Raw genomic sequence first — 23,182 nt, forward strand, 5'->3', positions numbered from 1 at the left:
TTGAATGCCAAATATTTACAAATTATATATTTATGATATAATGGATTAGCAATGCTTTATGTAATAAATAATTTTATATCAACTTCAAACTGGCGATATTTCTTTTATGGTCTTGATATAGTATTAGTTGCTGTATTATTTTATATTATATACATGCTCATGTATAATACAAGAGCCTACAGCATAGCAATAGGTTTTATAATATTATTTTTTATAACCCTAATAGCAAAAGTATTCGGACTTTCTACATTATCTTGGATATTTGATCAATTCTTCCAAGTGGGACTTATAGCCATAGTAGTGATATTCCAAGCGGAAATAAAGCATGCTTTAAGAATATTAGGCGGAAAAGCATTCTTAAAGAAGTCATTCAGATATGATGAAGATCAAATTCAAAAAATATTGAGTGCCACATTCAATTTATCATATAAAGGATTCGGTGCTTTAATAGTATTTCAAAGAAATATATCTCTGCATTCTTTAGTTGATAGGGCTGTAAAACTTAATGCTGATATATCAATAGAACTCGTTGAATCTATATTTTTTAAGAACAACCCTATTCATGACGGTGCTGCAATAATAATGGAAAACAGAATAGCAGCAGCAAGTGCATATCTGCCTCTTACAGAAATAGAGCCTCAAATAAAAAACAGAAGATTAGGAACTAGACATAGAGCGGCACTTGGTATTTCAGAACAAACTGATGCAGTGGTAGTTGTAGTTTCAGAAGAAACTCAATGTGTATCGATTGTTCATAATGGTATATTAGAATATAATTTAAATAGAGAAGAATTAGATAAAAGACTTGGAGAACTTTTAGAGATAAAAAAATGAGCAGCAAAACAACATCAGATTTAAGTAAATTTAGTTTTAAAAAAGCGTTATCTCGTTTAACGAATAGATTAGCAATTAAATTATTATGTCTGCTTATGTCATTTTTATTATTCCTATTCGTTAGATACCAAAAAGAATATACTAAAGACTATGTTACAAAAATAAATATAAAAAATATTCCTTCAAGATTATTGATTGCAAATGATGTTCCTGAAAATATTACTATAACATTAAAAGGATTTAAAGATAATATTTATGAACTTCCTACAGAATTTAGTGCTTATATAGACCTTACTAATGCCGCTATAGGAAGTAATATGTATAGTGTTAATTTGGCTGGAGACATAGATTATTCTAAAATGAATATTACTGTAAACCCAAGTGAAATACCTATAATATTAGATGAATTATCATATAAAACTGTTCCTATAAAAGTACCTACTATAGGAATGGCAGCTTATGGACTTACTATTGATAAAATAACAATAAACCCTTCTAATACTATAATATCCGGACCTAAAACTTTAATATCATCTATAAATGAAATTAAAACTTTTAATGTAGATATAACAGATAAATATATGGATTATTCATCAATATCAAGAATACATTTACCTAGAAATATAAAATCAGATGTTTCAAGAGTAAATGTAAATATTATATTTAATAAAAATCTTGATAGAGCGGAATTCAATGATCTTGCAATTAATATAGATAATTTAAATGGAAATTTCAAAATTAATGATAATAATCCGCTTGTAATAAATAAAATAGTTTTAGAAGCTAATAAAATAATGCTTGCCAATTTATCGGCTGATGATATAAAATTGTATATAGATTTGGAAGAAATCACTAATGTTGGTATATACTCAAATGTATCTGTAGAAGCTAAAATACCAGCTCATACAAGACTTATACAAATAGAGCCTTCATTCTTAGATATTGAAATAATAGAAAAAGATATAACCGATAATAGTATAACAAACAGTAATAACAATATAAAAAATAAAGAAAATATAAATAACGAAACAATTACTAACGAAAATAGTTTAACAAATGAAAATACTTTAACTAACGAATAAGGTTAATAAGTAAATAATGAAAAGATTAAAATATGGTGATGTATTAATATTTTTATTCATAATTGTTTTCTCATTTTTTTATGCTAAGAACTTAATTTCAAATAAAAGCAGTAAAATAATAATAGATACTTATGATAAATCTTTCAGATATGATTTAAATACCGACAGAGAAATTACAGTTAATGGTTTACTAGGTGAATCAAAAATACTTATAAGCAATCAGCAAATTATGTTTGAAAGTTCCCCTTGCAGAGATAAACTATGCATCAAGGCAGGTGCACTAAAAAATTCACCTATAATATGCATGCCTAATGGTATATCTATAAGATTTGAAAAAAATATGGAGAACGATATAGAAATTGATTCTGTAGTTCAATAGGAATATTTATGTTATTTTTAGAAAATATAAAATCTCATACAGGCAAAAGAAGAATATATGATATAATATTTTTTGCTTTTTTATCATCATTTATTGCAGCAGTTGAAAATATGTTCCCAAGACCTATACCATATTTCAGAATAGGATTTTCATTTGTTATTGTATTAATGGTTGTAGATGTATTCACTTTCAAAGAATTACTGCTTCTTATATTTATCAAAAATGTTTCTGTTGCTTTGGCATTTGCTTATATATTAACACCTCCTTTTTATTTAGGACTATGCGGAGGTATAACATCAATAATAGTGATGAAATTAATGAGCTATTTTAAAAATACTTTTTCTGTATTCGGTGTAAGTTTAGCCGGTGCTTTAATAAGTAACTTATCTCAGGCTTTTTTGTCTAAATATTTATTTAAATTGCCGGATATAAGATTTTTAATAGTGCCTGTATTTATATTATCACTAATAACAGGAAGCATAGTAGGCATTATAACAATGATATTATGCTCAGATAATTATAAAAAAAGCTTCAATAATCAAAAATAATTATCAAAGCCTTTTGTATATTTTAATATTATAATTATTAACTTTATTATTTTGAACTAGGATCAAAGACAGTATCTTCATTTAATAGATGCTTATACTCTGTAAGATAATAAGCTATAAGTTCATCAAGCTGTTTTGAATATTTCTTTTTTAAGGCTGGACCCTCAATAGGCTTCCATAACATTTCATTTATAATTTGAGTTACTACACCCTGAAGAGCCGCAGGAACATTATAATCTCCAAAATGATTAAAACCTATATTATGCATATGTTCATGAAACATTAAGCCTGCTACATTGGCATAAGTTTGACTTTGCATATAAGTAAAATAATCTCCAAATAAAACATCATCTAAACTTCCCCAATTACCTGAGCTTAATCCTATCAACTTGCCTGTAGGTATATCATTTTCATTTTGAAGTCCATATCTAAGATATCTTGATTTACCTTGCTCACCTGTACCAGTACCGGCAGCAACATTCATTTTTCTATATGTGAAATTATATTTAAGCGAGCGTACGCTATCTATTAATTTTTGAGCATTATATTGTTCTCCATATTGTAAAGTATGTCCGTCATAAGAATCTCCAACAGAAGATTTTAATGAACCTTCTGATGCCTTTACACGTTCAGCAAACTCATCAGTATTAACAGCCAATATCATAAGAGCCATACATACTAATATATATTTTTTTTCATCTACTGTAATAACAGTACGTTTATTTAGACGGCTATCTATCTCGAAATTTTCTATACCAACCTGCCAATAAGGATATTTTTTATCAATAGATTCTTTACTATAAACATCTGGCTTTAATGCATTATTATTACAGCTTAATGCAAATAAAGACAATAAAAACAACCAAAATAAAAATAATTTTTTTAACATAATCAACTCCGCTTTCAACTATTTATTATTTTAAACTAGGATCAAAAATAGTATCTTCTAACAACAAATTTTTATATTCAGTATAGTAATAGGCAGTTAACTCATCTAACTGTCTGGCATATTTATCTTTCAAATCCCCAGATAATATTCTATAACCAAGCTGTCTTACTATATCATCAAGAACATAAGCACCAGGATGTCCGAAACCAATATTATGCATATGTTCATGAAACATTAAAGGAGCAAAGTTGCCTATGTTATTATATGACCAAGGCAGCCAATTAGCATTTACAAAACCAACCCAATCTCCTATAAATATTTGATCTTCAGGCTGAATACCATAACGTAAATATCTAGAGTTACCTACAGTTCCAACTCCTCCTGCCTGATTAGCACTTGTTTTTTCATATATAAAATCATATTTTACTGTACGTATTATTTCAGTTACTCTGTCAGGATCATATTTGTCTCCAACATTTAAAGTTTTTCCATTATATGAATCACTTACTCCTGAAATTAATTCATCTTTTTTGGATTTTACAGCACCTGGAAATTCCTCTGAATTGACAACAATTCTTAAAAGAGCCATTCCTCTTAATATATAACGCTTCTCTTCTACAGTTATAGTAGTATAAGTTTTTTCATTTTGAGATATCTGAAATCTGGAAACACTAACCTGCCAATATGGATATTTTTTATTTATAGATTCTTTACTATAATCATCAGGCTTTAATGCATTGTTATTACAACTCAATATAAATAAAGATAATAAAAACAAACAAAATAAAAATAATTTTCTCATCATATTATTTCCTTATTATATTAATTATAAGGCAGTATTTTTACACCAACTTGAAAACCTATATCAAAACTAGATATAGTTTGTCTTGTTATTTTAGCTATGCTTTGATTATTTAACATAGCATTTTTAAAAGACATACCGAAATCACCGCCTATATAACCGCCCAATACAAGTCCGAATTTCTTATCACTATAAATTTCATAATCTACAGAAAATCTAAGATATGGTATTATAGGAACTTCAAATAAATTTTTTATCTGAAATGCATTAAAATCTTCTATATTTCTATTCATATTTTTAGTATCATAATTGATAGAAGCTGACATAGCTCTGGCAAACAGCGGTACTTTAATTCCAACATTCAAACCAAATGAAAATTTCTTCCAATTAAATTTAGGATATATACCAAATGACATACTTTCAAATGTATAATCATAAACATTTTCATTTTTCTTATCTGTGCTTATTCTATAATATGAAAATTCATCATGATTATATCCTAATTCACCTAAAACACTGATACTAAAATCTTTATTTATATCGAATCTATACCCTATATGAACTAAAAAACCCGCATCAAACCCTACACCTGATTTTCTATCCGACTGCTTTATTGCTGATTTTAAATCATTTTTCTGCTGCTCAGTGGGATTTTTATTAGTTAAACTATATTGATTTATTCCAATACTTAACCCTAATGGAACAAATATGCCTATTTCAAGACCGCTTTTAGCAAAAAGAGTAAAGCAGCTTAAAAACATTATTATAAATATATTAAATAATTTTTTCATAATTTTCTCTTTATTAATTTCAACATTCTTAATTCATAGGTATTATCTTAGTACCTACTTGTATACCTAAATCTACACTTGATATATTTTCTATAGGAGTATCAATAGTTTCATATTTTGATCCTTTCACTTGATATCTCAAACCAAAATCATAATCAATATATGCCCCTACAACTATATCAAATTTATTAGATGTATATACTGAATAATCTAAAGTTAATTTCAAATACCCCATTACATTTGAAGTAAAATAATCTTTATAATTCTTTGTATCAATCATCTTTATTGTTTCAGTTGTATAACCCAATGTTGGATTATAACTTGAATTATTAATAGTACCGGATAGAAATATTTTCATTCCTACGCCAATACCGAAAGAAAATCTTTTATAATTAACTTTAGGCAAAATACCAATAACAAGACTGTCAAAAATATAATAACGATAATTCTGCAATTTAAGTGCCTGAGATTCTGTATTACTATCTTTTAATCTGTAATTAAAAGTATCTCTGCTGTATCCAAGCTCTCCCATAAAACTAAAACTAATTTCTTTATTTAATTCTAATCTGTACCCTGCCTGAAATAAAGCCCCCGCATCAAACCCAATATGGGAAGTTCTAGTATTATTTGTAACATATTTGTTATATGAAGCTGCCTGCTGATTATTCAATCCTGAAGGAGCTTTGTCATAATAATGAATACCTATATTGAAACCTAAAGGAACAAAAACACCCAACTCTAATCCGCTTTTCGCAAATACCGAATAAGAAAGAACAAATAACACCGCTAATATTTTACATAGTTTCATTGTAACCCTTAATTTTTAAATTCTAATTTTTATAATAACACATATTATAATATTAATCAAACGGTATTATTAGTAAATTAATTAGTAATTTTTATCATTGTAATAATGGATATTTTTTATATAATAAAATTAATTAACATTTATAAATAAAAAGATAATAAATTATGGACATATTTTTTGAAGAATATATAAATATAAATGGTATAGAACAATATTTTATACATTACCCAAAAAAATCAAATACAACTTTACTATTTCTGCATGGCGGACCCGGAGAAAGCGAAGCATATTTTTTATATAAAATGCATTCAAAAACTCAAAATTACAATTTAGTATACTATGATCAAAGGGGTACAGGAAAAACTCAAACAAAAAATAAATCAAAAGATAAAGATATAACTATAGAAAAATTGCTCATAGATTTAAAAGAAACAATTAATTATGTTAAACTAAAATATAATTCTAAATACATTATTTTGCTTGGTCATTCATGGGGAAGTGTTTTAGGAATTGAGTTCATAAAAAAATTTCCTAATTTAATTTCTGCCTATATTGGTATGGGACAGGTTGTAAATTTCAAAATAGGCGAAAAAACTGGATTTGACTACTGTTATAATATTGTGCAAAAAAGCAATAATCAAAAATATATTAAAAAAATAGAAAAATTAAAAAATTATCCTTTTATCATCAATAAAAATAATGTATTTGAAATATTTAAAAATTTCAGAGAAATACAGGTAAAATATAAATTAGCTGGATATTATGAAGGCAATGACAAACTAAATAAAATCATTAAGCAAAGTCCTATATATTCATTTAAAGATATGTTTAATCCTAATTCATTAATTTTAAATCAAAACATTATATACTACCTAATTGATTATGATACAAGCAAATTCACAAACTTTAATATACCTATGTTTTTTATATGCGGTGCTAATGATTGGCAGGTACCAACTGTTGTAGTAAAAGAATACTATAGAAACATAATAGCTCCGGATAAAGATTTATTTATAGTAGAAAATGCAGGACATCTTCTTAATATAGAAAATACAAAAGATTACAATATTATAGTAGAAGGTATATGCAGCAGAGTAAGCGGAATTTAATTTTCTACATTCCAAAATTCAAAGTCTATAGATTTTAAACTTCCATATTGTGCATAATTAGCAAAAATAATATTCAATTGTTTATCAACATGACTGCAAAATCTATTATTTCTCCAAGTATTAGGAATACTCTGTACTATAGTAGCATAATCAAACATAAGAAAATTTACTATATCCTTTGTATTATTATAATTATTAACAATATTTACCCTAACCTCTAAATAAACCACCATCAATGTAAAAGTCATCAAATATGTAGAATAAGGTTCTTTACGAAATTGATCTGTTGTATATTGAGAAGTTATATAATTCATTAACTCATTTAAAATCTGCGACATAGATTCATAATCATTTCTAGTCATGTTAGGATCCGATAAAACATAACTATATATTTGTAATATATCTTCAAAATAATAAGTTTCTCCGTCTTCAGTGTATGTAAACTCATAATACCATTCTTCCATTCCAAGAGAATTAAATATATCTTCAGCTATTTCTTCATGATTATAAGCATATAAATTAACTGATATGGCAAAAATGATTAATACAAAAAACATTATAATATTTTTCATATACAAACCCTTATATAAAACTATAATAAATATCATATATTATTTATTATAGTAAAAATAATTCTAAAAATCAAATTTATATAATAGTTTTTAATAATTTAGACATATTTTTCTATAATTAAATACAATTTTATTATAGAAATATCAATAAGTTATGAATTTATTTGGATACTGCAGAATATCCCAATTTTCTTGATTCTTCAAAATAATGTTTGCTTTTTTCTGTATACTCTTTCATCTTCTCTGCTGTAATAGTTGTAAGTTTTGCATATTCATCATAAACCAATGATAAATAATAATAACTTTCAGCCAAAACAGAATTTGATTTATTATTTTTAATAGATTTCAAAAAACTATATTCAGATTCTTTTAAATCTTTTACTTGTTTTTCTAATTTGTATTTATAAAGAGATGTTATACCGCTGTTATTCAAAAGATAAAAATTATCCTTTTCTAAATTAAGACCATGCTTTATATCCTTTTCAGCATTATCCAAACTTTCTATATCATTACAAATTTTATAATCTGTTAAATATAGCCATCCTCTATTTATATATATAGAAGTATTATTATCATCTATAGCAAGTGCTTTATTATAATTATCTAAAGACATTTTGAAATATTTTTTATCTCTAGTATTTTTATATTTCTCATTATAAAGGTCTGAATATATAAGCAATGTACTTAAATCATCTTTATCATTATTATCATTGACTACTTTGTTATAATCATTCAAAGCTAAATTAAAATAATTCTCATTAGCTGTATAATGATATTTTTTTGTATAAAGAACTGATCTATCTTTCAAAGTATCAGTATTACTATATCCATTAAAACTGTTTATATCTATTATTTTATTATAGTCTTTTAAAGCAGCATCAAAATATTTATCTTCTGAAGTTTCCTCATATTTTTTATTGAATAGCAATGCCCTGCTTTTTAACACTGCTATATTATCATCATCGAAACTCAATATTTTTGTATAAATATTTATAGCATTATCATCATTTCCATTTTCAACCTCTCTTAAAGCCATAAGAGATAATTCATTTATATTTAAATTCTCATCATTTTTATTTTTCTTTATAACATTCCAATATACATTATCTGCATTTTTATTGTATTTATAATAATTATTCTTTAATACAAGTTTATCTCCGTCATTATTTGTATCGATAATTTTTTTATCATCATCTAAAAAATTAATAATTCCGGATGTATCCAATTTATTGACACTTTCATCTTTTTTAGCTTCCTTATCATTCCCGCTATCTTCATTATCCTTATCAAAGAAACGCACATCCGAATCTGCATTTTCTAATCTTTCAGAATTATTACCCCTAAATAAAAACATAGAAGCAATAATAGTAAATACAGTACCAGCAAATATAATAGCTATAGTTCTAGTATCTACATTTAATAATCCGCTGTTATCTATGATTGAATTAAAACTATTAACATGAGGGGCTATATATTCTTTATATTTTATTTCTAGTAAATAATCTAAATTTTTCTTTATATTATTTCTATTTAGAATATCATTTTTATTACTTAATTGTGTATTAGTCTGTATATTATTTTTATATGAATAACTTCTTGAATAAGTATTTGAGTTATATATCCAATAGCATATTCCAGCAATTAATAAAATAAGGAATATAATTGTTAACATAACACCATTTGAAGAAGATTTTTCTGTTTCAGGTTCATAATTTTCTTCAGTTTTTATAAAATTATGCTCTTCTTCCATGCAAAAATCCCGATATTAAGTAGATTATTTATCGGATTGCATTTCATAAAAAAAAATAAATATGATAACTTGATCGTATTTTTTTAAATCTTATTATTCTCGTAATATTCTTTAATCATATTAATAATTTTTTCATTACCAGTATTATAAGCATAATCTAAAGCAGTATTTGAATCATTATCTTCAAAATCTATATTTGGATTATATTTAAGTAAAATATCAACTATATCAATATTTTCTCTAATAATTGCAAACATCAATGCAGTTTTACCTTCATTACTTGAAATATTAATATCAGCATTATTATACAACAAAATATTAACAACATCTTTATAACCATTTATAACAGCCTGTATTAATGCTGTATATCCCATATTATTTCTATGATTAATATCAATAGTGTCAAGCTCTAATATTTTTTTCACTATATCTGTATTTTTAGAGAAACAAGCCTCTATCAATACATTATTACCATCATTATTAAGCTGCTTAATATTAGCACCATTCTCCAATAAAATATTAAAAATATCATAATGTCCACCAGCAGCGGAAGCCATAAGAGCACTATATCCGAAATTATTCACTATATTTACATCAGCATTATTTTTTATAAGTAAATCAACTATATCCTTAAATCCATTAAAGGAAGCAATCATCAAAGGAGATATTTTATCGCTGTCTAGTACATTAGGATCGATTCCATTATCTAATGATTCCTTTACTCCTTTATAATTATTCTGCTGAGCATATATAAAAATTTTATCTTCTTCTCTATTAATATCATATTTATTAGCACTGCTTACATACTCTGAATATAAAAAACTATTAAATATAATAAATATTAAAATCAAATATCTTTTCATAATAATATCCAATTATAAATTTACAAATATATATAACGGATTATATAGAATTATGTTAAACATTTTATAATTGACAAAATACACATACAAGGTATAACAAAAATATGAATACAGCTATATTTGAAATAATAATGTTTAGCCCCATACTAATAGCACAAAGTTTGGTAATTTTATTATTCTTTATTGTTCTATATTATTTCATAAAAATAATAAATATTTTTTTGATGAAATTATTTCATATAGACAAAAAACTAATGGATAGAGTTCATATAATTTCATTTGTATCCATCAACATATTAATTAGTGCTTACTTTCTCATTAATCTTTTATATAAAATAAATACTTATGGAACAAATTTAAATACATTTATAGATAAAGATAATCAAGTGTATTTTGGGAATATAATATTTACTTTTTCTTTGATATTAGAAAATATAATTATTTCTATTATTTGTATTTTTCTAAATAAATTTCAATTATTTAGAAACGGTTTTTAAATAATCTGCTGCTTCTTTCTGCTCTTTACGAATGGCAAATTCTAAAGCTCTTTCTCCGTCTTTATTTTTATGCTCTATATCTGCCCCATTTTCTATTAATAATCTCATTGTTTCTATATCGTTTATACCAGCAGAAAACATTAAAGGCGTTACAAGCTTAAAATTTTTAACATTAACATCAGCACCAGCTTCAACTAATGCCTTTATAATATCATATTCTTTTGTAAGACATGCATAAAGCAAAGCAGAAAATAAAGGCTTATCTCTTAAATTGACATCAGCACCGCTATCTATTAAATACTCAGCTATTTTTACTTGCTTCTCTGCACAGGCAAACATTAAAGCTGTTATCCCTGTTCTGCTTCTTGCATTTAAATTAGCACCTTCTTCTACTAAAAGTTTGGCTATATCAAAATAACCTTTCTTAGCACAAATCATAAGTAATGTAAATTTAGATTCTTCATCTCTGGCATCTGACAAAGTATTATCAGACTCTAAACATTTCTTAACATTCTCTATATCATTGTTTTTTACATACTCAACTATATCAGACATTTTGATAAAGCCCTTTTAATAAAATCAAAATTATTGCCATTTATAAGATTCTACAAACATAGTAGATATTGATATGCAGGCAACAGCCCAAATTAAAAAGAATATAACATTCTGTATATCTATCATACCTTTAGTAAAATCGGAAAAGTATGTAGTTATAGAAATAGCATTCAATATCTTGCTTGCACCTGTAAACATTTCACTAAGCCAATTTATTATATAGGCAAATATACCCATAGATACACCCAAAATAGCAGCTACTAACTGACTTTTAGATATGCTTGTTGCTATAAGTCCTAATCCGAGTATAGCAGTACCTAAAAGGAATAATCCCAAATATCCGCTGAATATTACTCCTATATCAGGCTTACCAAATACCATAAGAAGTATAGGATAAACAAAAGTCATAACAAGAAGTGAAGCATATACAACCAATACAGATAAATATTTACCTAAAACATACTGAAGTGAAGTAATAGGTGCTGTCATTATAAGTTCAAAAGTTCCTGAAGCTCTTTCCTCTGCTATAAGCTTCATACAAAGAATAGAAAGGAATAATATTGTAAAAAATCCAATATTATACATAGTGTTTTCCATAACAGCCAATCTGCTATAATAAATTTCTATAGTGAAAAAATATCCTGTCAAAGCAAGATATATAAATCCCAATATATAATATAATGGCGATACATAAAAAGATTGAATTTCTCTTGAAAATACAACATATATATTTCTCATTTATATTAACCTCTTATTAATTGTTTATTTATTTTATATTTATTCTTCATTATTTTCTGCACTCAAAACGGCATCTCTAATATATTTAGACTTATCAAAATCTTCATTTTTCTTTTTATCAGTAAAGTAAATGAATACTTCTTCTAATGATCTTTCTTTAGCTCTTATCTCTAAAACATCAAAATTATTATTAACTAAATGCTTAACTATTGCCGCTCTTGAATCATTTCCTCTCTCACACTCGATAATAATATCGCCATAAGAATTAGCTTCAGCTTGTACAACTCCATTAACTTCCCTAACGCATAAAAGAGCATCATTATATCTGCCGGCTACTTTAAGTTCTATATTACCGCCTAATATTTCTCTATCCATAGCCATTTTCAAGCCTTCAATTGTATCTTCAGCTATTAATTCTCCGCTGTCTATGATTAAGGCTCTTTCACAAGTATCTTCAACCTCGCTTAATATATGAGTAGAAAGTATAACTGTTCTTGTTCCGCCCAAACTTTTTATTAATGACCTTACCTCTATTAATTGATTAGGGTCGAGTCCGCTTGTAGGTTCATCTAATATTAAAACTTCAGGATCATGTATTATTGCCTGAGCTATTCCTGTACGCTGCTTATAACCTTTTGACAAATGTCCTATTATTCTGTTTCTGTATTTTGTAAGTCCTGTTATTTCTATAGTATTTTCTAATGCAGTTTTTATATGTTTTCTTGGTATGCCTTTAAGTTTAGCACAAAATCTAAGATAATCTATAACTGTCATTTCAGTATATAGAGAAACATTTTCAGGCATATAACCTATTCTTTTTTTAATTTCTATAGGATTATCATAAACTTCATAATCATCTAAATAAACATATCCGCTTGTAGCTGGAAGATAACCTGTAATTATACGCATCATAGTGCTTTTACCAGCTCCATTCGGCCCTAAAAATCCTACTATCTCTCCCTTATTTATAGTATAGGATACCCCTTTTAATGCTATATGTTCTCCATAATATTTAACTATATTATCAACTTTTATCATTAAAAATCCTTTAAATATTTATTCCAATAAAAGAATGCTGTATTATACAGCAAAACTCTAATTTATCAATATATTTGTTAATTATTATATTATCGCAAAATAATAATTTTTCAGTAATAAAAAATTATAATATAAAGATTGTATTATACCAAATTAGATATGATTACATAAATAAAAAAGTCTGCCTAAATTAGACAGACTTTTTTTATTCAAAATTAAATTAATGTTCTTATTTACTAAAATTACTGAGCTGCAGTATCAGTAGTAGTTGTAGTATTGTTGTTTCCGCCATCTGATGAAGGTTTAATATTTTTTATAGCATCAACAGCAGCTTGTCTAACAACAACGAAATATCTTTCATTTTGAGCTAAATCTATCAAATCGCTTAAAGCAGCCTGATCGCCTATTTTACCCAAAGCAACAACAACTTCATAAACTATAGCTTGAGTTTTAGCCAATCTTAATTGGAAAAGTAAAGCAGCTACACCTTTATTGCTTCCTATTTCACCTAATGCCTGAGCAGCAGCTATAATGTTAGATGTTTCTTGTTCAGAATATAACATTTGTGATATATATTCTACAGAAGTTTCTGACTTAGCAGCTTTAGCAGCTTGTAAAGCCTGATAACGAACCATAGAATCAGAATTCTGACTAGAAGGTGCATTTAAACCATAGCTTACATATCTGTTAATTGCTGCCAATAAATTTTCAGAACTAGCACCTTTTTCACTTAAAGCTTTAAAACACATAGCTTTAACTTGAGGACTGCCGCTTTCTATAGCTGAAATTAAAAGTTTTTCATCTTGAGCAGCCAATGCATCCACAAAATTTTGAGCTAATTGTTCTCTTGGCTTATTGCCTGTAGTTCCTGTATCTGTAGTAGTAGTTGTTGTAGTATCTTGAGCAAAAACAGATGATAAAGAAAATGCAAACATTAATGTTACGATAAATACTTTCTTGAGCATTATACAACCCCTTAATATATTAACTTCCACTAATAATACTATTATTATTCAATAATTGCAAGTGAATTTAAAAAATTTATAAAAAAATAATCATGTATAAAAATACTATATTTTTCATATAATACAAAATTTCTTCTTTAATAATTAATTTTTTAATTATTATTAAATAAATTCTCTATATTATCTATTTATCTATTGCAAAAAGATGTATGTGTTTTATAATATATATAAGTAACATAATATATTATAAAATAAAAAATAATAAGGGGGTACTTATCTTATGAAAAAAATAATTAATGATGTAAATAACATAATATTAGAAGAACTTCAAGGTATGGAAAAAGCATATTCTAATATATTAAAAGTTAATTATGATCCTATATATGTAACAAGAGCCGGCAAAAACAGTAAAGTATCCCTAGTTTCGGGCGGAGGATCAGGGCATGAACCATTGCATGCAGGATTTGTTGGATATGGTATGCTTGACGCGGCTTGTCCAGGAGAAATATTCACCTCACCTACTCCGGATCAAATGGAAGAAGCTGCCAAAGCTATAAATAATGATAAAGGTGTACTATTTCTAGTAAAAAATTACACAGGCGATGTTATGAATTTCCAAATGGCTGAAGATTTATGCAAAGCTGATGGTATAGATGCAAGAAGTATTATTATAGATGATGATGTATCAGTAAAAAACAGTTTATATACTACAGGAAGAAGAGGAGTCGGAGCAACTGTATTTTTTGAAAAGATATGCGGTGCTTCTGCTGAAAAAGGAGATAATATAGATAAAGTTTTAGAATATGCTAACTTCTGTAAAGAAAATGCACGTTCTATGGGTATGGCTCTAACTTCATGCACAGTTCCTGCTGTTGGAAAGCCTACATTTGATATATCTGATAGTGAAATAGAAATGGGTATAGGAATACATGGAGAACCTGGAAGAGAAAGAACAAATATAAAAAAATCTTCTGAAATAGCTGAAATAATGATGGAAGCTATATGTTCTGATATACCATACAAAAATGGAGATGAAGTAATTTGTATGGTTAATGGTATGGGTGCCACTCCTTTAATGGAGCTTTATATATTATATAATGATGTTATAAAAATAGCTGATAAAAAAGGAATAAAAATAGTAAGAAACTTAATAGGTAATTATGTTACCTCTATAGATATGGCAGGTGCTTCTATTAGTTTAATGAAAGTAAATGATGATATATTAAAACTTTGGGATTATCCTGTATATACTGCAGCTTTAAGATGGGGTATGTAATTAATTAGATAAATTTAGTATTTCATATAACTAATGAGATTGTAAAAAATTATGGTAATTTCATTAGTTATATATAAATACAAGTTTATTATATTAAAAATATTAGATATATATAAAAAATTGTGAGAGTTTACTAAATTTATTTAATTATAAAGCTAGTTATAAGAATTGTTAGCTTATAGCAAGTTTACTTAAAAAATATTTTCCAAATAAATGCATAACGAGCGAACAATTTTTATTAGCATAATAAAAAATAATTTTTTTGTTATAATTAGAAAATTAAAAAAGCGAGCCTAAGCACTTAACTTAATTTATTAAATCAAGGCAAGCATAACAACATAAAGGAGATATTTTATGTGTAATAATACAAAAATAAAAGAATGGCTTATTAATCTATCTCTTGTATATGATGAAAATAAAGATTATCTTACTAAATTGGATGCTGACATAGGAGATGCTGATCATGGAATAAATATAAGCAGAGGTTTTGGTTTCGTTAGAGATGCTTTAAAAGATAATGATTCTGCAATATCAGCTATATTCAAACAAACAGCAACTCTTCTTATAAAAAATGTAGGCGGAGCTTCAGGACCTTTGTATGGTACATTCTTTCTTAATGCCAGCATAGTTTCTGCCAATAAAGAAGAATTAACATTAAAAGATATAACAGAAATTTTTAATAAAGGAACAAATGCCATAGCAGCACTAGGAAAATCTAAAGAAGGTGAAAAAACTATGCTTGATACATTATTTCCTGCATTAAATGCTATGAAAGAAAATAATGAAAGCATAGAAGATTTTAAAAACAAAGTATTAATATCAGCAGAAAATGGAATGAAATCAACTATAGATATGGTTGCTACTAAAGGAAGAGCTAGTTATTTAGCTGAAAGGAGTGCAGGACATCAAGATCCCGGAGCTACTTCTTCATTTATGATGATAAAAGAATTAATAAATATTTTATAAAAAATTATATTAAAAGGAATTAATGTGGTTAGTTTAATATTTGTTTCACATAGTTATAAACTTGCTAAAATTGCAGCAGAATACATAAAAGAAGTTACTAATATCAATAATGTGGATATATCATTTTCAGGCGGAACTGGTGATGATCATAAAGAAATTGGTACGGATGCGGTTGATGTTTTTAATGCTATAGAAAGAGTATATTCCGATGACGGAGTTATAATATTTTGCGATTTAGGAAGTGCTTTGATAAGTTCTGAACTTGCAATATCTATGCTTGATGAAGAAAAATCAGCAAATGTAAGAATTACTTCAGCACCTTTTATAGAAGGCGGAATAAATGCTGCAATACAGTCTTCATTGGGTAAAAATATAGACGAGGTTATTAATGAATCTCTTGAAAGTTTAACTCCAAAAATATCTTATGTTAAAGATAAAGTTGATTATACTATAAACAATGAAGCATTAGATGATATAGAATTCAAAGATTATGTAAAAGGAGAATATAAGATATTATTAGAAAATGGTTTTCATGCAAGACCTGTTTTTATGTTTATTAATTTAATAGCTAATTCAAAAAGTGAAGTTTATATTTCTAATAAAACTAAACATAAACCTCCTGTATCTGCTGATAGTATCACTAAAGTAACATTATTAAATATAGAATATGGCGATGTAATGGAAATATATGCAAAAGGTCCTGATGCTGATCAAGTTTTAGAAAGATTTGAATATTTAGTGAATGGAAAATTTGAAACTAAAAAGAAAACTCTTCAGCAAAAAAATATTGATAATAATGCCATTGTAGTTTCAGATGGACATGTAAGCGGTAAAGCCACTTATATGTATTTTGGTATCAATGTAAAAAAAGAATATATAAAAGATACACAGGTTGAAAAAGATAAATTTAATCAATCAATAGAAAATGTTAAAAAAGACCTTTTAGAACAAAAAACAATTATAGAAGAAAAAAATCTTCAAAATAATGAATATCTTATTTTTGAAACTTACATATCAATGCTTTTTGATGATTATGTTTTAAAAGAAGTATATGATTTAATAGATAATAAAAAATATTCTGCAGCTTATTCATACAATAAAGTAATGAGAAATATATTCAAAAGTTTTGACTCTTTAGATGATGGATACATAAAAGAAAGAAAATATGATATAGAAGATATACTTTATCAAGTTTTAAAATATTTATTAGATATAAAAATTGATATGCCCGAAGAAGATGATGTAATATTGATAGTAGATAATATATATGCTTCTATTGTAACAGAGATAGGACAAAATATAAAAGGTGTAATTTCTATCAATGGAAGTGCTGTATCTCATGCTGCTATACTTTTAAAATCGTTAAATATACCTTATGTTATATATGACTCTGCTATGCAGTTGAAAGGAAAAGATATAGTTATAGATACTAAAAATGAGGAAGGTAAAATTATTTATTTAAAAAAATAATAGCTTTTACTATAATAATTTTATATTGTTTTATAAACATATTACGGGTATATAATTTTATATAAAATTTGGAAAAGACAATGAATTTCAATACTATCATCATAGTTGTAATAGTAGCTATAGTAATATTATGGCCTATTATGAAAAAAATAACTAAAAATATCAAAATAGAAAGTTCAGAAAATATACATATAGCTTGTTTATACGGTGATCTTTCAAAAATTAAGAGATTAATAGCATCTGGTGTTAATATTAATTCCAAAGACTTCAGCAATAAAACTCCTTTAATGTATGCCGCTGAAGATGGGGCTATAGAAACTATTGAATATCTTATCAAAAACGGTGCTAATCTAAATGATATAGATGTAAGAGGAGATACTGCTTTAATAATAGCCGTAAAAAACAATAATATTAAAGCCTCTCAAATGCTTATAGAAAATGGTGCAGATTTAAGAATAAAAAATGAAGATAATAAAGATGCACTTAATATAGCTCAAGATTTAGGATGCAAAGAAATTGCCGAGTTTATAGAAAATAAAAGAGAAGATATATAAAATACCTTCTCTAATATTAAAATTCTATTTATTAATTATTATTATTGCTCCTTGTTATATTTGTAGATCCGCATATCGGACAATGTGATACTGAATCTTCAATTATATCATCAATTTGAGAAATATCATCATCTTCTGATATATTAATTTCTTTATCATCTACTGCCCAAAAATTAGAACAATCTTTGCAGTAGAAATGTATTAAATATTCTCTATAGGTTGGATAATTACCTTCTATTTTTCTATATCCATCTATAATGTTATGAGCCATAGTTCCTCCTTTTACTGTATCTTAAAAGAATTTAATATTTTTTTACAAAAAGTCAATATTTTTTTTGTAAATTATTTTTTATAAAATTATAATCAAAATTTATTTAAAATTGTAAAAAAAATAATATTGTTTATAAATAATATTTTACATAAAAAAAATATATAAGTTTTAATATTACAAAAGGATTTCAAAAATAGGAGAAGCGTATGACAAAAAAATTAAAACTTTTCATCTCTATAGCATCTTTAATGATGATTTCAAGTTTAGTTTTAACAGCAGAGGATATGCCTATACAAGCTAATCAATTACCTAAAAATGCTCAAACTTTTGTGAAAACTAATTTTCCAAATGATCAAATAGTTTATGCAGAACAGGACAGACAATCATATAAAGTAGAATTGGCTAGCGGTGTAGAAATTGATTTTGACAGACAAGGAAATTGGACTGATGTATCTGGAAATAACAGACCTATACCTACTCAGTTTATACCTACAGCAGTATTAAAGAGTGTACAAGCAAAATATCCTCAAATTGAAGTTCTAGAAATAAGCAAAGAATATAATAGCTATAAATTAAAATTAGCAAATAACAGAGAAGTTTATGTATCTAATAACGGACAAATAACAGGCGATAAATTAGATTAATAGCATAAAAAATCATCAAAAAAGCCGGTATATTCATATATGCCGGCTTTTTTATTTATTAAAATTTATTTACAGAATATAAAAATATTTACTTTTTATTTACTTTTTAATATTTTAAGTAAATTTTATTTAACAATATTGTAAAATAACTTGACAATAAATCTTTTATGTACTATCATATAAGTATAACAAAAAATAAAAGGAGTTATTTTATGAGAAAACATTTCAAACAAATTATTTTAGCAGCATCTATAATGATATTGTCTGTAGTTAGTGCTTTTGCTGCTGACATAGCAATACAAGCAAATCAGCTTCCAAAAAATGCACAGGACTTTGTAAAAACTAATTTTCCAAATGACAAAATAGTTTATGCCGAACAGGATAGACAATCATACAAAGTAGAATTAGCTAGCGGTGTAGAAATTGATTTTGACAAACAAGGAAATTGGACTGATGTATCTGGAAATAATCAGCCGATAAATACAAAATTTATACCTTCTAATATTATAAAAACTGTAGAAGCAAAATACCCTCAAATACCTGTATTAGAAATAAGCAAAGAATATTTAAGCTACAAATTAAAATTAGGTAATAACAGAGAAGTTTATGTTGATAACAATGGTAAAATTGTAGGAGATAAATTAGACTAATAGCAAATAATAATAAGGGCTGGCAATTATTTGTCAGTCCTTATTTTTATAATAAATCAATTATTTATACATTCATAAAAATATTTTTCTCCTCTGAATAAATCCTGAGATAATATTCTTTGAGCATTATTCTGCTTATACGATAAACTGTTTCTATCCATTTCAAGCCTAATTAGTTTTCCATTGTCATTAGTATAAAAGGCATTATAAAATCTGATGATACCGTCTGTTTTATCTTTATATAATAATGATATTATAGAATTTGTATAATTAGCACATGTATTTACAGCAACAAACATAGGTATATTCTCTGGAGGAAATCCATTCTCTTCAAATTTATAATATCCATTAGTACCATTCCATATTAGCAAAGGGGAAATATCATAAGAATTAAAGAAACATTCTTTTATTGAATGATCTATATTTGAATTATGTATTATAGTTTTTAAATATGGATACAAATGATCATGTTTAAATATTATTAAAGCATCAGGATATTTTTCTAATATAATATTTTTTGTATCTATTATATCCTTAGCAGTTAATGCCGAATTCTCCATTGTTTCAACCAATACAGGAATATCTCTTTTATCTATTTTATCCATAAAGCTTTTATTATTTTCGTATACATCTAAATCATTTTCAACATGGCTTCCGGCATGCCCCATAAATGTAAATCCTGTTACAAATATAGGCTTATCAAAATCATTAGTCTTTATATAATTTTTTATATTTGTAAGTCCCAATTTAAATACAACTTCATCTATACCTATATTAGGAAACAATGCATCAAGATAATATGTTACATCCGATTCCTCTAAAGCTATAGTATGATACCCATTTTCTTTCATTAAATAAGGCAAAGCTGTATATATAGGAGTTTTTTGTTTTTTAGGAAATATAGGAGAAGTTCCTGTAAGTCCTGAAGTTCTAGCGAATAAACTTCCATAACCATCATTAGGTCCTACTTTAGTGGAATTGCTTGCCCATTCTCTATATTCTTTAGGAAAAGGGTCTTTATCCATCAAAGGCAGAAAATGTTCATAATCATAAAAAGATTCTAAAAATATTACAAATACATCTCTCTTTTTATCGCAATCATAAGAAAGCATTAAATGCGATATATCTCTTTTACTCTGTGCTTCTTTTAATATATTAACTGCTTCTTGTACGCTTTCTATATCTGAATCTACTTTCATAAATTTATCATAAGAAATTCTATAACTTATAGTATTAATGATTCCATACTTATTCGCTATATTAATATAATCAACATATATAGAATCCATTTTTACATTTCTAAAAAATGATATATAAGTTACAGCAGCAACTATTAAAGTCATTATAACAGCTTTCTTAACATTTACCATATACATCCTAATCAATCTATATATAAAATACAAAGCATAAGCAAACAAAAGTCCGAAATATAAAGTTGTTGCAAATATCGTTATGATTTTCATATATAGAGGAAGTACTTCTATAAGTGAAGGATATAAATCCGGCATATCAGTAAAGAATAAAGGCTTAGCTTCTATAGTAATTCCAAGCGGCTCTATGGCAAAAAAAGAAAATACTGCAACTATTATAAAAAAGTAAGAAATATAATTATTTTTATCAGATAGTATATATGATATTATAGAAAATAAATAAATATACAATATGTCAATAATACTGAAATTCATTTTCATTACTGAAAACATTGGAAATAATAACTGAGTTATAGAATAATAAAGCAAAACTATTAATAATAAAGAAATTAAATAAAAGCTATTATTTTTTAATTTTATATTTTTCATAAATAAGTCCATTTTAAAAAATTAAAATATCAACTAAATATTATATAATATATATTTTTTTATACAATTATTTTTTATTATATGAAAAATACACAATAATTAATTTCTTTCCTTTCCTATATAAAATAAATCTTTTTTTGAGTAACTTTTATAAAGATTCATTATCTGAAGCATCAATCCTATTTCTATACAGTTTTCATCTACATCGAATAATCCATTATGTGCTTTATGAGTTATTCCTTTCTTTTCATTTCTTGAACCTACATAAAAAAATGCTCCGGGTTTGTTCTGAACAAAAAAAGAAAAATCTTCAGCACCTAAAGAAGGATTTAATTCTAATATTTTATTTTCACCCAAAAACTCAAAAGCATTATCTCTTACAATATTAGATGCATCTTTCCAATTCACAAGAGATGCAAAATAAACAGTTTCTATAAACTCAGCATCTCCATCAAAAGAATTAGCTGTAAACTTTATAATCTTTTTTATTCTTGACTTTACCTTATTCATAATGCTTTCTTTTAAAGCTCTTATAGTACCTGTGATTTCAACATAATCGCATATTATATTTGTAGCTGTTCCTCCATGAATTGTCCCCACTGTAATGACTGCACTATCCTCTGCAGCTATATTCCTGCTTATTACAGTTTGTAAATCATTTATTATTTTTGATGCAATAACTATAGCATCCACACCGCCTGCAGGATTAGCACCATGACTGCTTTTCCCATAAACTTTTATTATAAAATCTAGGCAGCTTGCATTAACTATATTATCATTTATCTGTATATATCCAATATCAGCATTAGATGAAACATGAAGCCCATATATAACATTAACATTTTCTAAGGCATTCTCTTTTATCATGCGTAAAGCCCCGCCTGTAGTTTCTTCCGCAGGCTGAAATATTAATCTCACATTACAAGGAGGTATAATTTTTTCTTTATTGTCATTATTATTTGAAAATATATTTGCTATACCCATATTAATAGCTGTATGCACATCATGTCCGCAAGCATGACAAATACCTTTATTTTTAGAAGAATAATCACAATATTTTAAATCCTCTATAGGAAGTGCATCAATATCTGCCCTAAAAGCAACAGTAAAACTTTTATCAATGCCTTCAATATCAGCTATAATGCCTGTACCTGCCACTTTTGTTCTATGCTTTATATTATGAAATGTTAAATATTTAGATACTATATCCATAGTTCTAAACTCTTCATTCGATAATTCAGGATGAGAATGTATATCCTCTCTTATATTTATCAATTCTTTTTTAATGCTTTTTATTTTATTTTTTATTAAATCCAATTCTTTCATAATATA

25 protein-coding genes are annotated in these 23,182 nt (G+C 26.1%); 11 read left to right on the top strand and 14 right to left on the bottom strand.

From position 1 onward, the window contains the following. Positions 1–51 precede the first annotated feature (51 nt). The 4 genes from cdaA to Q0K19_RS00405 are packed head-to-tail and all read left to right on the top strand — an operon-like array spanning position 52 to position 2,843. Positions 52–834, top strand: a complete 783-nt coding sequence (cdaA, locus tag Q0K19_RS00390) for a diadenylate cyclase CdaA (RefSeq protein WP_297244562.1) — start codon at positions 52–54, stop codon at positions 832–834. Further along, entirely contained in the window at positions 831–1,916 is a 1,086-nt protein-coding gene (locus Q0K19_RS00395; protein WP_297244564.1) for a CdaR family protein, read from the top strand. Before cdaA ends, Q0K19_RS00395 begins: the two co-directional genes overlap by 4 nt. A 16-nt stretch (positions 1,917–1,932) precedes the next feature. Further along, the gene (locus Q0K19_RS00400) at positions 1,933–2,295 is read left to right on the top strand and encodes a NusG domain II-containing protein (RefSeq protein ID WP_297244566.1); all 363 of its coding nucleotides are present in this window, start codon (positions 1,933–1,935) and stop codon (positions 2,293–2,295) included. An 8-nt stretch (positions 2,296–2,303) separates the two neighbouring features. Continuing rightward, a complete protein-coding gene (locus tag Q0K19_RS00405; protein ID WP_297244568.1) occupies positions 2,304–2,843 on the top strand; it encodes a Gx transporter family protein in 540 nt (179 codons plus the stop codon). Positions 2,844–2,889: 46 nt separating this feature from the next. Here Q0K19_RS00405 and Q0K19_RS00410 read toward each other — a convergent pair whose 3' ends face one another. The 4 genes from Q0K19_RS00410 to Q0K19_RS00425 are packed head-to-tail and all read right to left on the bottom strand — an operon-like array spanning position 2,890 to position 6,133. After that, positions 2,890–3,732, bottom strand: coding sequence for a hypothetical protein (locus Q0K19_RS00410; protein WP_297244571.1), 843 nt, complete (start codon positions 3,730–3,732; stop codon positions 2,890–2,892). A 25-nt stretch (positions 3,733–3,757) separates the two neighbouring features. Next, positions 3,758–4,537 carry a hypothetical protein gene (locus Q0K19_RS00415; RefSeq protein ID WP_297244573.1) on the bottom strand — a complete coding sequence of 260 codons (780 nt, stop codon included), beginning with the start codon at positions 4,535–4,537 and terminating at the stop codon, positions 3,758–3,760. Between the two features lie 17 nt (positions 4,538–4,554). Beyond that, on the bottom strand, positions 4,555–5,325 hold the full coding sequence (locus tag Q0K19_RS00420; protein ID WP_297244575.1) for a hypothetical protein: 771 nt from the start codon (positions 5,323–5,325) through the stop codon (positions 4,555–4,557). 28 nt (positions 5,326–5,353) lie between these two features. After that, positions 5,354–6,133, bottom strand: a complete 780-nt coding sequence (locus tag Q0K19_RS00425; protein WP_297244577.1) for a hypothetical protein — start codon at positions 6,131–6,133, stop codon at positions 5,354–5,356. Positions 6,134–6,297: 164 nt separating this feature from the next. Here Q0K19_RS00425 and Q0K19_RS00430 point away from each other — a divergent pair, with 164 nt between their 5' ends. Beyond that, entirely contained in the window at positions 6,298–7,242 is a 945-nt protein-coding gene (locus Q0K19_RS00430; protein WP_297244579.1) for an alpha/beta fold hydrolase, read from the top strand. Here the strand turns inward: Q0K19_RS00430 and Q0K19_RS00435 are convergent. The 7 genes from Q0K19_RS00435 to Q0K19_RS00465 form a co-directional block, all read right to left on the bottom strand. Next, positions 7,239–7,814, bottom strand: coding sequence for a hypothetical protein (locus Q0K19_RS00435; RefSeq protein ID WP_297244581.1), 576 nt, complete (start codon positions 7,812–7,814; stop codon positions 7,239–7,241). The two genes, Q0K19_RS00430 and Q0K19_RS00435, sit on opposite strands and share 4 nt — an antisense overlap. 160 nt (positions 7,815–7,974) lie before the next feature. Beyond that, positions 7,975–9,564 carry a hypothetical protein gene (locus tag Q0K19_RS00440; RefSeq protein ID WP_297244583.1) on the bottom strand — a complete coding sequence of 530 codons (1,590 nt, stop codon included), beginning with the start codon at positions 9,562–9,564 and terminating at the stop codon, positions 7,975–7,977. Between the two features lie 83 nt (positions 9,565–9,647). Next, the gene (locus Q0K19_RS00445; protein WP_297244585.1) at positions 9,648–10,427 is read right to left on the bottom strand and encodes an ankyrin repeat domain-containing protein; all 780 of its coding nucleotides are present in this window, start codon (positions 10,425–10,427) and stop codon (positions 9,648–9,650) included. A gap of 476 nt (positions 10,428–10,903) precedes the next feature. Next, positions 10,904–11,479 (bottom strand): ankyrin repeat domain-containing protein, encoded by a 576-nt coding sequence (locus tag Q0K19_RS00450; RefSeq protein WP_297244587.1) that lies wholly within the window; start codon positions 11,477–11,479, stop codon positions 10,904–10,906. Positions 11,480–11,509: 30 nt separating this feature from the next. Continuing rightward, positions 11,510–12,217: an ABC transporter permease gene (locus Q0K19_RS00455; RefSeq protein ID WP_008732202.1), complete on the bottom strand. Its 708-nt coding sequence runs from the start codon at positions 12,215–12,217 to the stop codon at positions 11,510–11,512. 39 nt (positions 12,218–12,256) lie between these two features. After that, complete coding sequence (locus Q0K19_RS00460; RefSeq protein WP_297244599.1) at positions 12,257–13,255, bottom strand: ABC transporter ATP-binding protein; 999 nt, start codon at positions 13,253–13,255, stop codon at positions 12,257–12,259. Between the two features lie 242 nt (positions 13,256–13,497). Next, positions 13,498–14,220: a HEAT repeat domain-containing protein gene (locus Q0K19_RS00465; protein WP_297244601.1), complete on the bottom strand. Its 723-nt coding sequence runs from the start codon at positions 14,218–14,220 to the stop codon at positions 13,498–13,500. A gap of 280 nt (positions 14,221–14,500) precedes the next feature. Between Q0K19_RS00465 and dhaK the strand changes: the two genes are divergently transcribed. From dhaK to Q0K19_RS00485, 4 genes are all read left to right on the top strand, one after another. Further along, positions 14,501–15,496, top strand: a complete 996-nt coding sequence (gene dhaK, locus Q0K19_RS00470; protein WP_297244603.1) for a dihydroxyacetone kinase subunit DhaK — start codon at positions 14,501–14,503, stop codon at positions 15,494–15,496. A 354-nt stretch (positions 15,497–15,850) separates the two neighbouring features. Further along, on the top strand, positions 15,851–16,462 hold the full coding sequence (gene dhaL, locus Q0K19_RS00475; RefSeq protein WP_297244605.1) for a dihydroxyacetone kinase subunit DhaL: 612 nt from the start codon (positions 15,851–15,853) through the stop codon (positions 16,460–16,462). A 24-nt stretch (positions 16,463–16,486) separates the two neighbouring features. Next, positions 16,487–17,932, top strand: a complete 1,446-nt coding sequence (dhaM, locus tag Q0K19_RS00480; RefSeq protein WP_297244608.1) for a dihydroxyacetone kinase phosphoryl donor subunit DhaM — start codon at positions 16,487–16,489, stop codon at positions 17,930–17,932. Between the two features lie 80 nt (positions 17,933–18,012). After that, complete coding sequence (locus Q0K19_RS00485) at positions 18,013–18,486, top strand: ankyrin repeat domain-containing protein (protein ID WP_297244610.1); 474 nt, start codon at positions 18,013–18,015, stop codon at positions 18,484–18,486. 31 nt (positions 18,487–18,517) lie between these two features. Here the strand turns inward: Q0K19_RS00485 and Q0K19_RS00490 are convergent, their stop codons facing one another. Next, positions 18,518–18,757 carry a hypothetical protein gene (locus tag Q0K19_RS00490; RefSeq protein ID WP_012671924.1) on the bottom strand — a complete coding sequence of 80 codons (240 nt, stop codon included), beginning with the start codon at positions 18,755–18,757 and terminating at the stop codon, positions 18,518–18,520. A 206-nt stretch (positions 18,758–18,963) separates the two neighbouring features. Here Q0K19_RS00490 and Q0K19_RS00495 point away from each other — a divergent pair, with 206 nt between their 5' ends. Both Q0K19_RS00495 and Q0K19_RS00500 read left to right on the top strand, forming a co-directional pair. Beyond that, on the top strand, positions 18,964–19,401 hold the full coding sequence (locus Q0K19_RS00495; protein WP_297244615.1) for a PepSY-like domain-containing protein: 438 nt from the start codon (positions 18,964–18,966) through the stop codon (positions 19,399–19,401). Positions 19,402–19,613: 212 nt separating this feature from the next. Beyond that, complete coding sequence (locus Q0K19_RS00500) at positions 19,614–20,051, top strand: PepSY-like domain-containing protein (RefSeq protein ID WP_297244617.1); 438 nt, start codon at positions 19,614–19,616, stop codon at positions 20,049–20,051. Positions 20,052–20,107: 56 nt separating this feature from the next. Here the strand turns inward: Q0K19_RS00500 and Q0K19_RS00505 are convergent, their stop codons facing one another. Together Q0K19_RS00505 and Q0K19_RS00510 are read right to left on the bottom strand one after the other, a co-directional pair. Then, a complete protein-coding gene (locus Q0K19_RS00505) occupies positions 20,108–21,850 on the bottom strand; it encodes a sulfatase (protein ID WP_297244619.1) in 1,743 nt (580 codons plus the stop codon). 99 nt (positions 21,851–21,949) lie between these two features. Then, positions 21,950–23,176, bottom strand: coding sequence for a M20 family metallopeptidase (locus Q0K19_RS00510; RefSeq protein WP_297244621.1), 1,227 nt, complete (start codon positions 23,174–23,176; stop codon positions 21,950–21,952). Positions 23,177–23,182 lie beyond the last annotated feature (6 nt).

The sequence above is a fragment of the uncultured Brachyspira sp. genome (assembly GCF_944393015.1).
In the GTDB taxonomy this organism is placed as follows: domain Bacteria; phylum Spirochaetota; class Brachyspiria; order Brachyspirales; family Brachyspiraceae; genus Brachyspira.

Excerpts from the sequence above, each read along its gene's own strand:
- cdaA (WP_297244562.1), top strand. The coding sequence starts at position 52 with ATGCTTTATGTAATAAATAATTTTATATCAACTTCAAACTGGCGATAT.
- Q0K19_RS00395 (WP_297244564.1), top strand. The coding sequence starts at position 831 with ATGAGCAGCAAAACAACATCAGATTTAAGTAAATTTAGTTTTAAAAAA.
- Q0K19_RS00400 (WP_297244566.1), top strand. The coding sequence starts at position 1,933 with ATGAAAAGATTAAAATATGGTGATGTATTAATATTTTTATTCATAATT.
- Q0K19_RS00405 (WP_297244568.1), top strand. The coding sequence starts at position 2,304 with ATGTTATTTTTAGAAAATATAAAATCTCATACAGGCAAAAGAAGAATA.
- Q0K19_RS00410 (WP_297244571.1), bottom strand. The coding sequence starts at position 3,732 with ATGTTAAAAAAATTATTTTTATTTTGGTTGTTTTTATTGTCTTTATTT.
- Q0K19_RS00415 (WP_297244573.1), bottom strand. The coding sequence starts at position 4,537 with ATGATGAGAAAATTATTTTTATTTTGTTTGTTTTTATTATCTTTATTT.
- Q0K19_RS00420 (WP_297244575.1), bottom strand. The coding sequence starts at position 5,325 with ATGAAAAAATTATTTAATATATTTATAATAATGTTTTTAAGCTGCTTT.
- Q0K19_RS00425 (WP_297244577.1), bottom strand. The coding sequence starts at position 6,133 with ATGAAACTATGTAAAATATTAGCGGTGTTATTTGTTCTTTCTTATTCG.
- Q0K19_RS00430 (WP_297244579.1), top strand. The coding sequence starts at position 6,298 with ATGGACATATTTTTTGAAGAATATATAAATATAAATGGTATAGAACAA.
- Q0K19_RS00435 (WP_297244581.1), bottom strand. The coding sequence starts at position 7,814 with ATGAAAAATATTATAATGTTTTTTGTATTAATCATTTTTGCCATATCA.
- Q0K19_RS00440 (WP_297244583.1), bottom strand. The coding sequence starts at position 9,564 with ATGGAAGAAGAGCATAATTTTATAAAAACTGAAGAAAATTATGAACCT.
- Q0K19_RS00445 (WP_297244585.1), bottom strand. The coding sequence starts at position 10,427 with ATGAAAAGATATTTGATTTTAATATTTATTATATTTAATAGTTTTTTA.
- Q0K19_RS00450 (WP_297244587.1), bottom strand. The coding sequence starts at position 11,479 with ATGTCTGATATAGTTGAGTATGTAAAAAACAATGATATAGAGAATGTT.
- Q0K19_RS00455 (WP_008732202.1), bottom strand. The coding sequence starts at position 12,217 with ATGAGAAATATATATGTTGTATTTTCAAGAGAAATTCAATCTTTTTAT.
- Q0K19_RS00460 (WP_297244599.1), bottom strand. The coding sequence starts at position 13,255 with ATGATAAAAGTTGATAATATAGTTAAATATTATGGAGAACATATAGCA.
- Q0K19_RS00465 (WP_297244601.1), bottom strand. The coding sequence starts at position 14,220 with ATGCTCAAGAAAGTATTTATCGTAACATTAATGTTTGCATTTTCTTTA.
- dhaK (WP_297244603.1), top strand. The coding sequence starts at position 14,501 with ATGAAAAAAATAATTAATGATGTAAATAACATAATATTAGAAGAACTT.
- dhaL (WP_297244605.1), top strand. The coding sequence starts at position 15,851 with ATGTGTAATAATACAAAAATAAAAGAATGGCTTATTAATCTATCTCTT.
- Q0K19_RS00485 (WP_297244610.1), top strand. The coding sequence starts at position 18,013 with ATGAATTTCAATACTATCATCATAGTTGTAATAGTAGCTATAGTAATA.
- Q0K19_RS00490 (WP_012671924.1), bottom strand. The coding sequence starts at position 18,757 with ATGGCTCATAACATTATAGATGGATATAGAAAAATAGAAGGTAATTAT.
- Q0K19_RS00495 (WP_297244615.1), top strand. The coding sequence starts at position 18,964 with ATGACAAAAAAATTAAAACTTTTCATCTCTATAGCATCTTTAATGATG.
- Q0K19_RS00500 (WP_297244617.1), top strand. The coding sequence starts at position 19,614 with ATGAGAAAACATTTCAAACAAATTATTTTAGCAGCATCTATAATGATA.
- Q0K19_RS00505 (WP_297244619.1), bottom strand. The coding sequence starts at position 21,850 with ATGAAAAATATAAAATTAAAAAATAATAGCTTTTATTTAATTTCTTTA.
- Q0K19_RS00510 (WP_297244621.1), bottom strand. The coding sequence starts at position 23,176 with ATGAAAGAATTGGATTTAATAAAAAATAAAATAAAAAGCATTAAAAAA.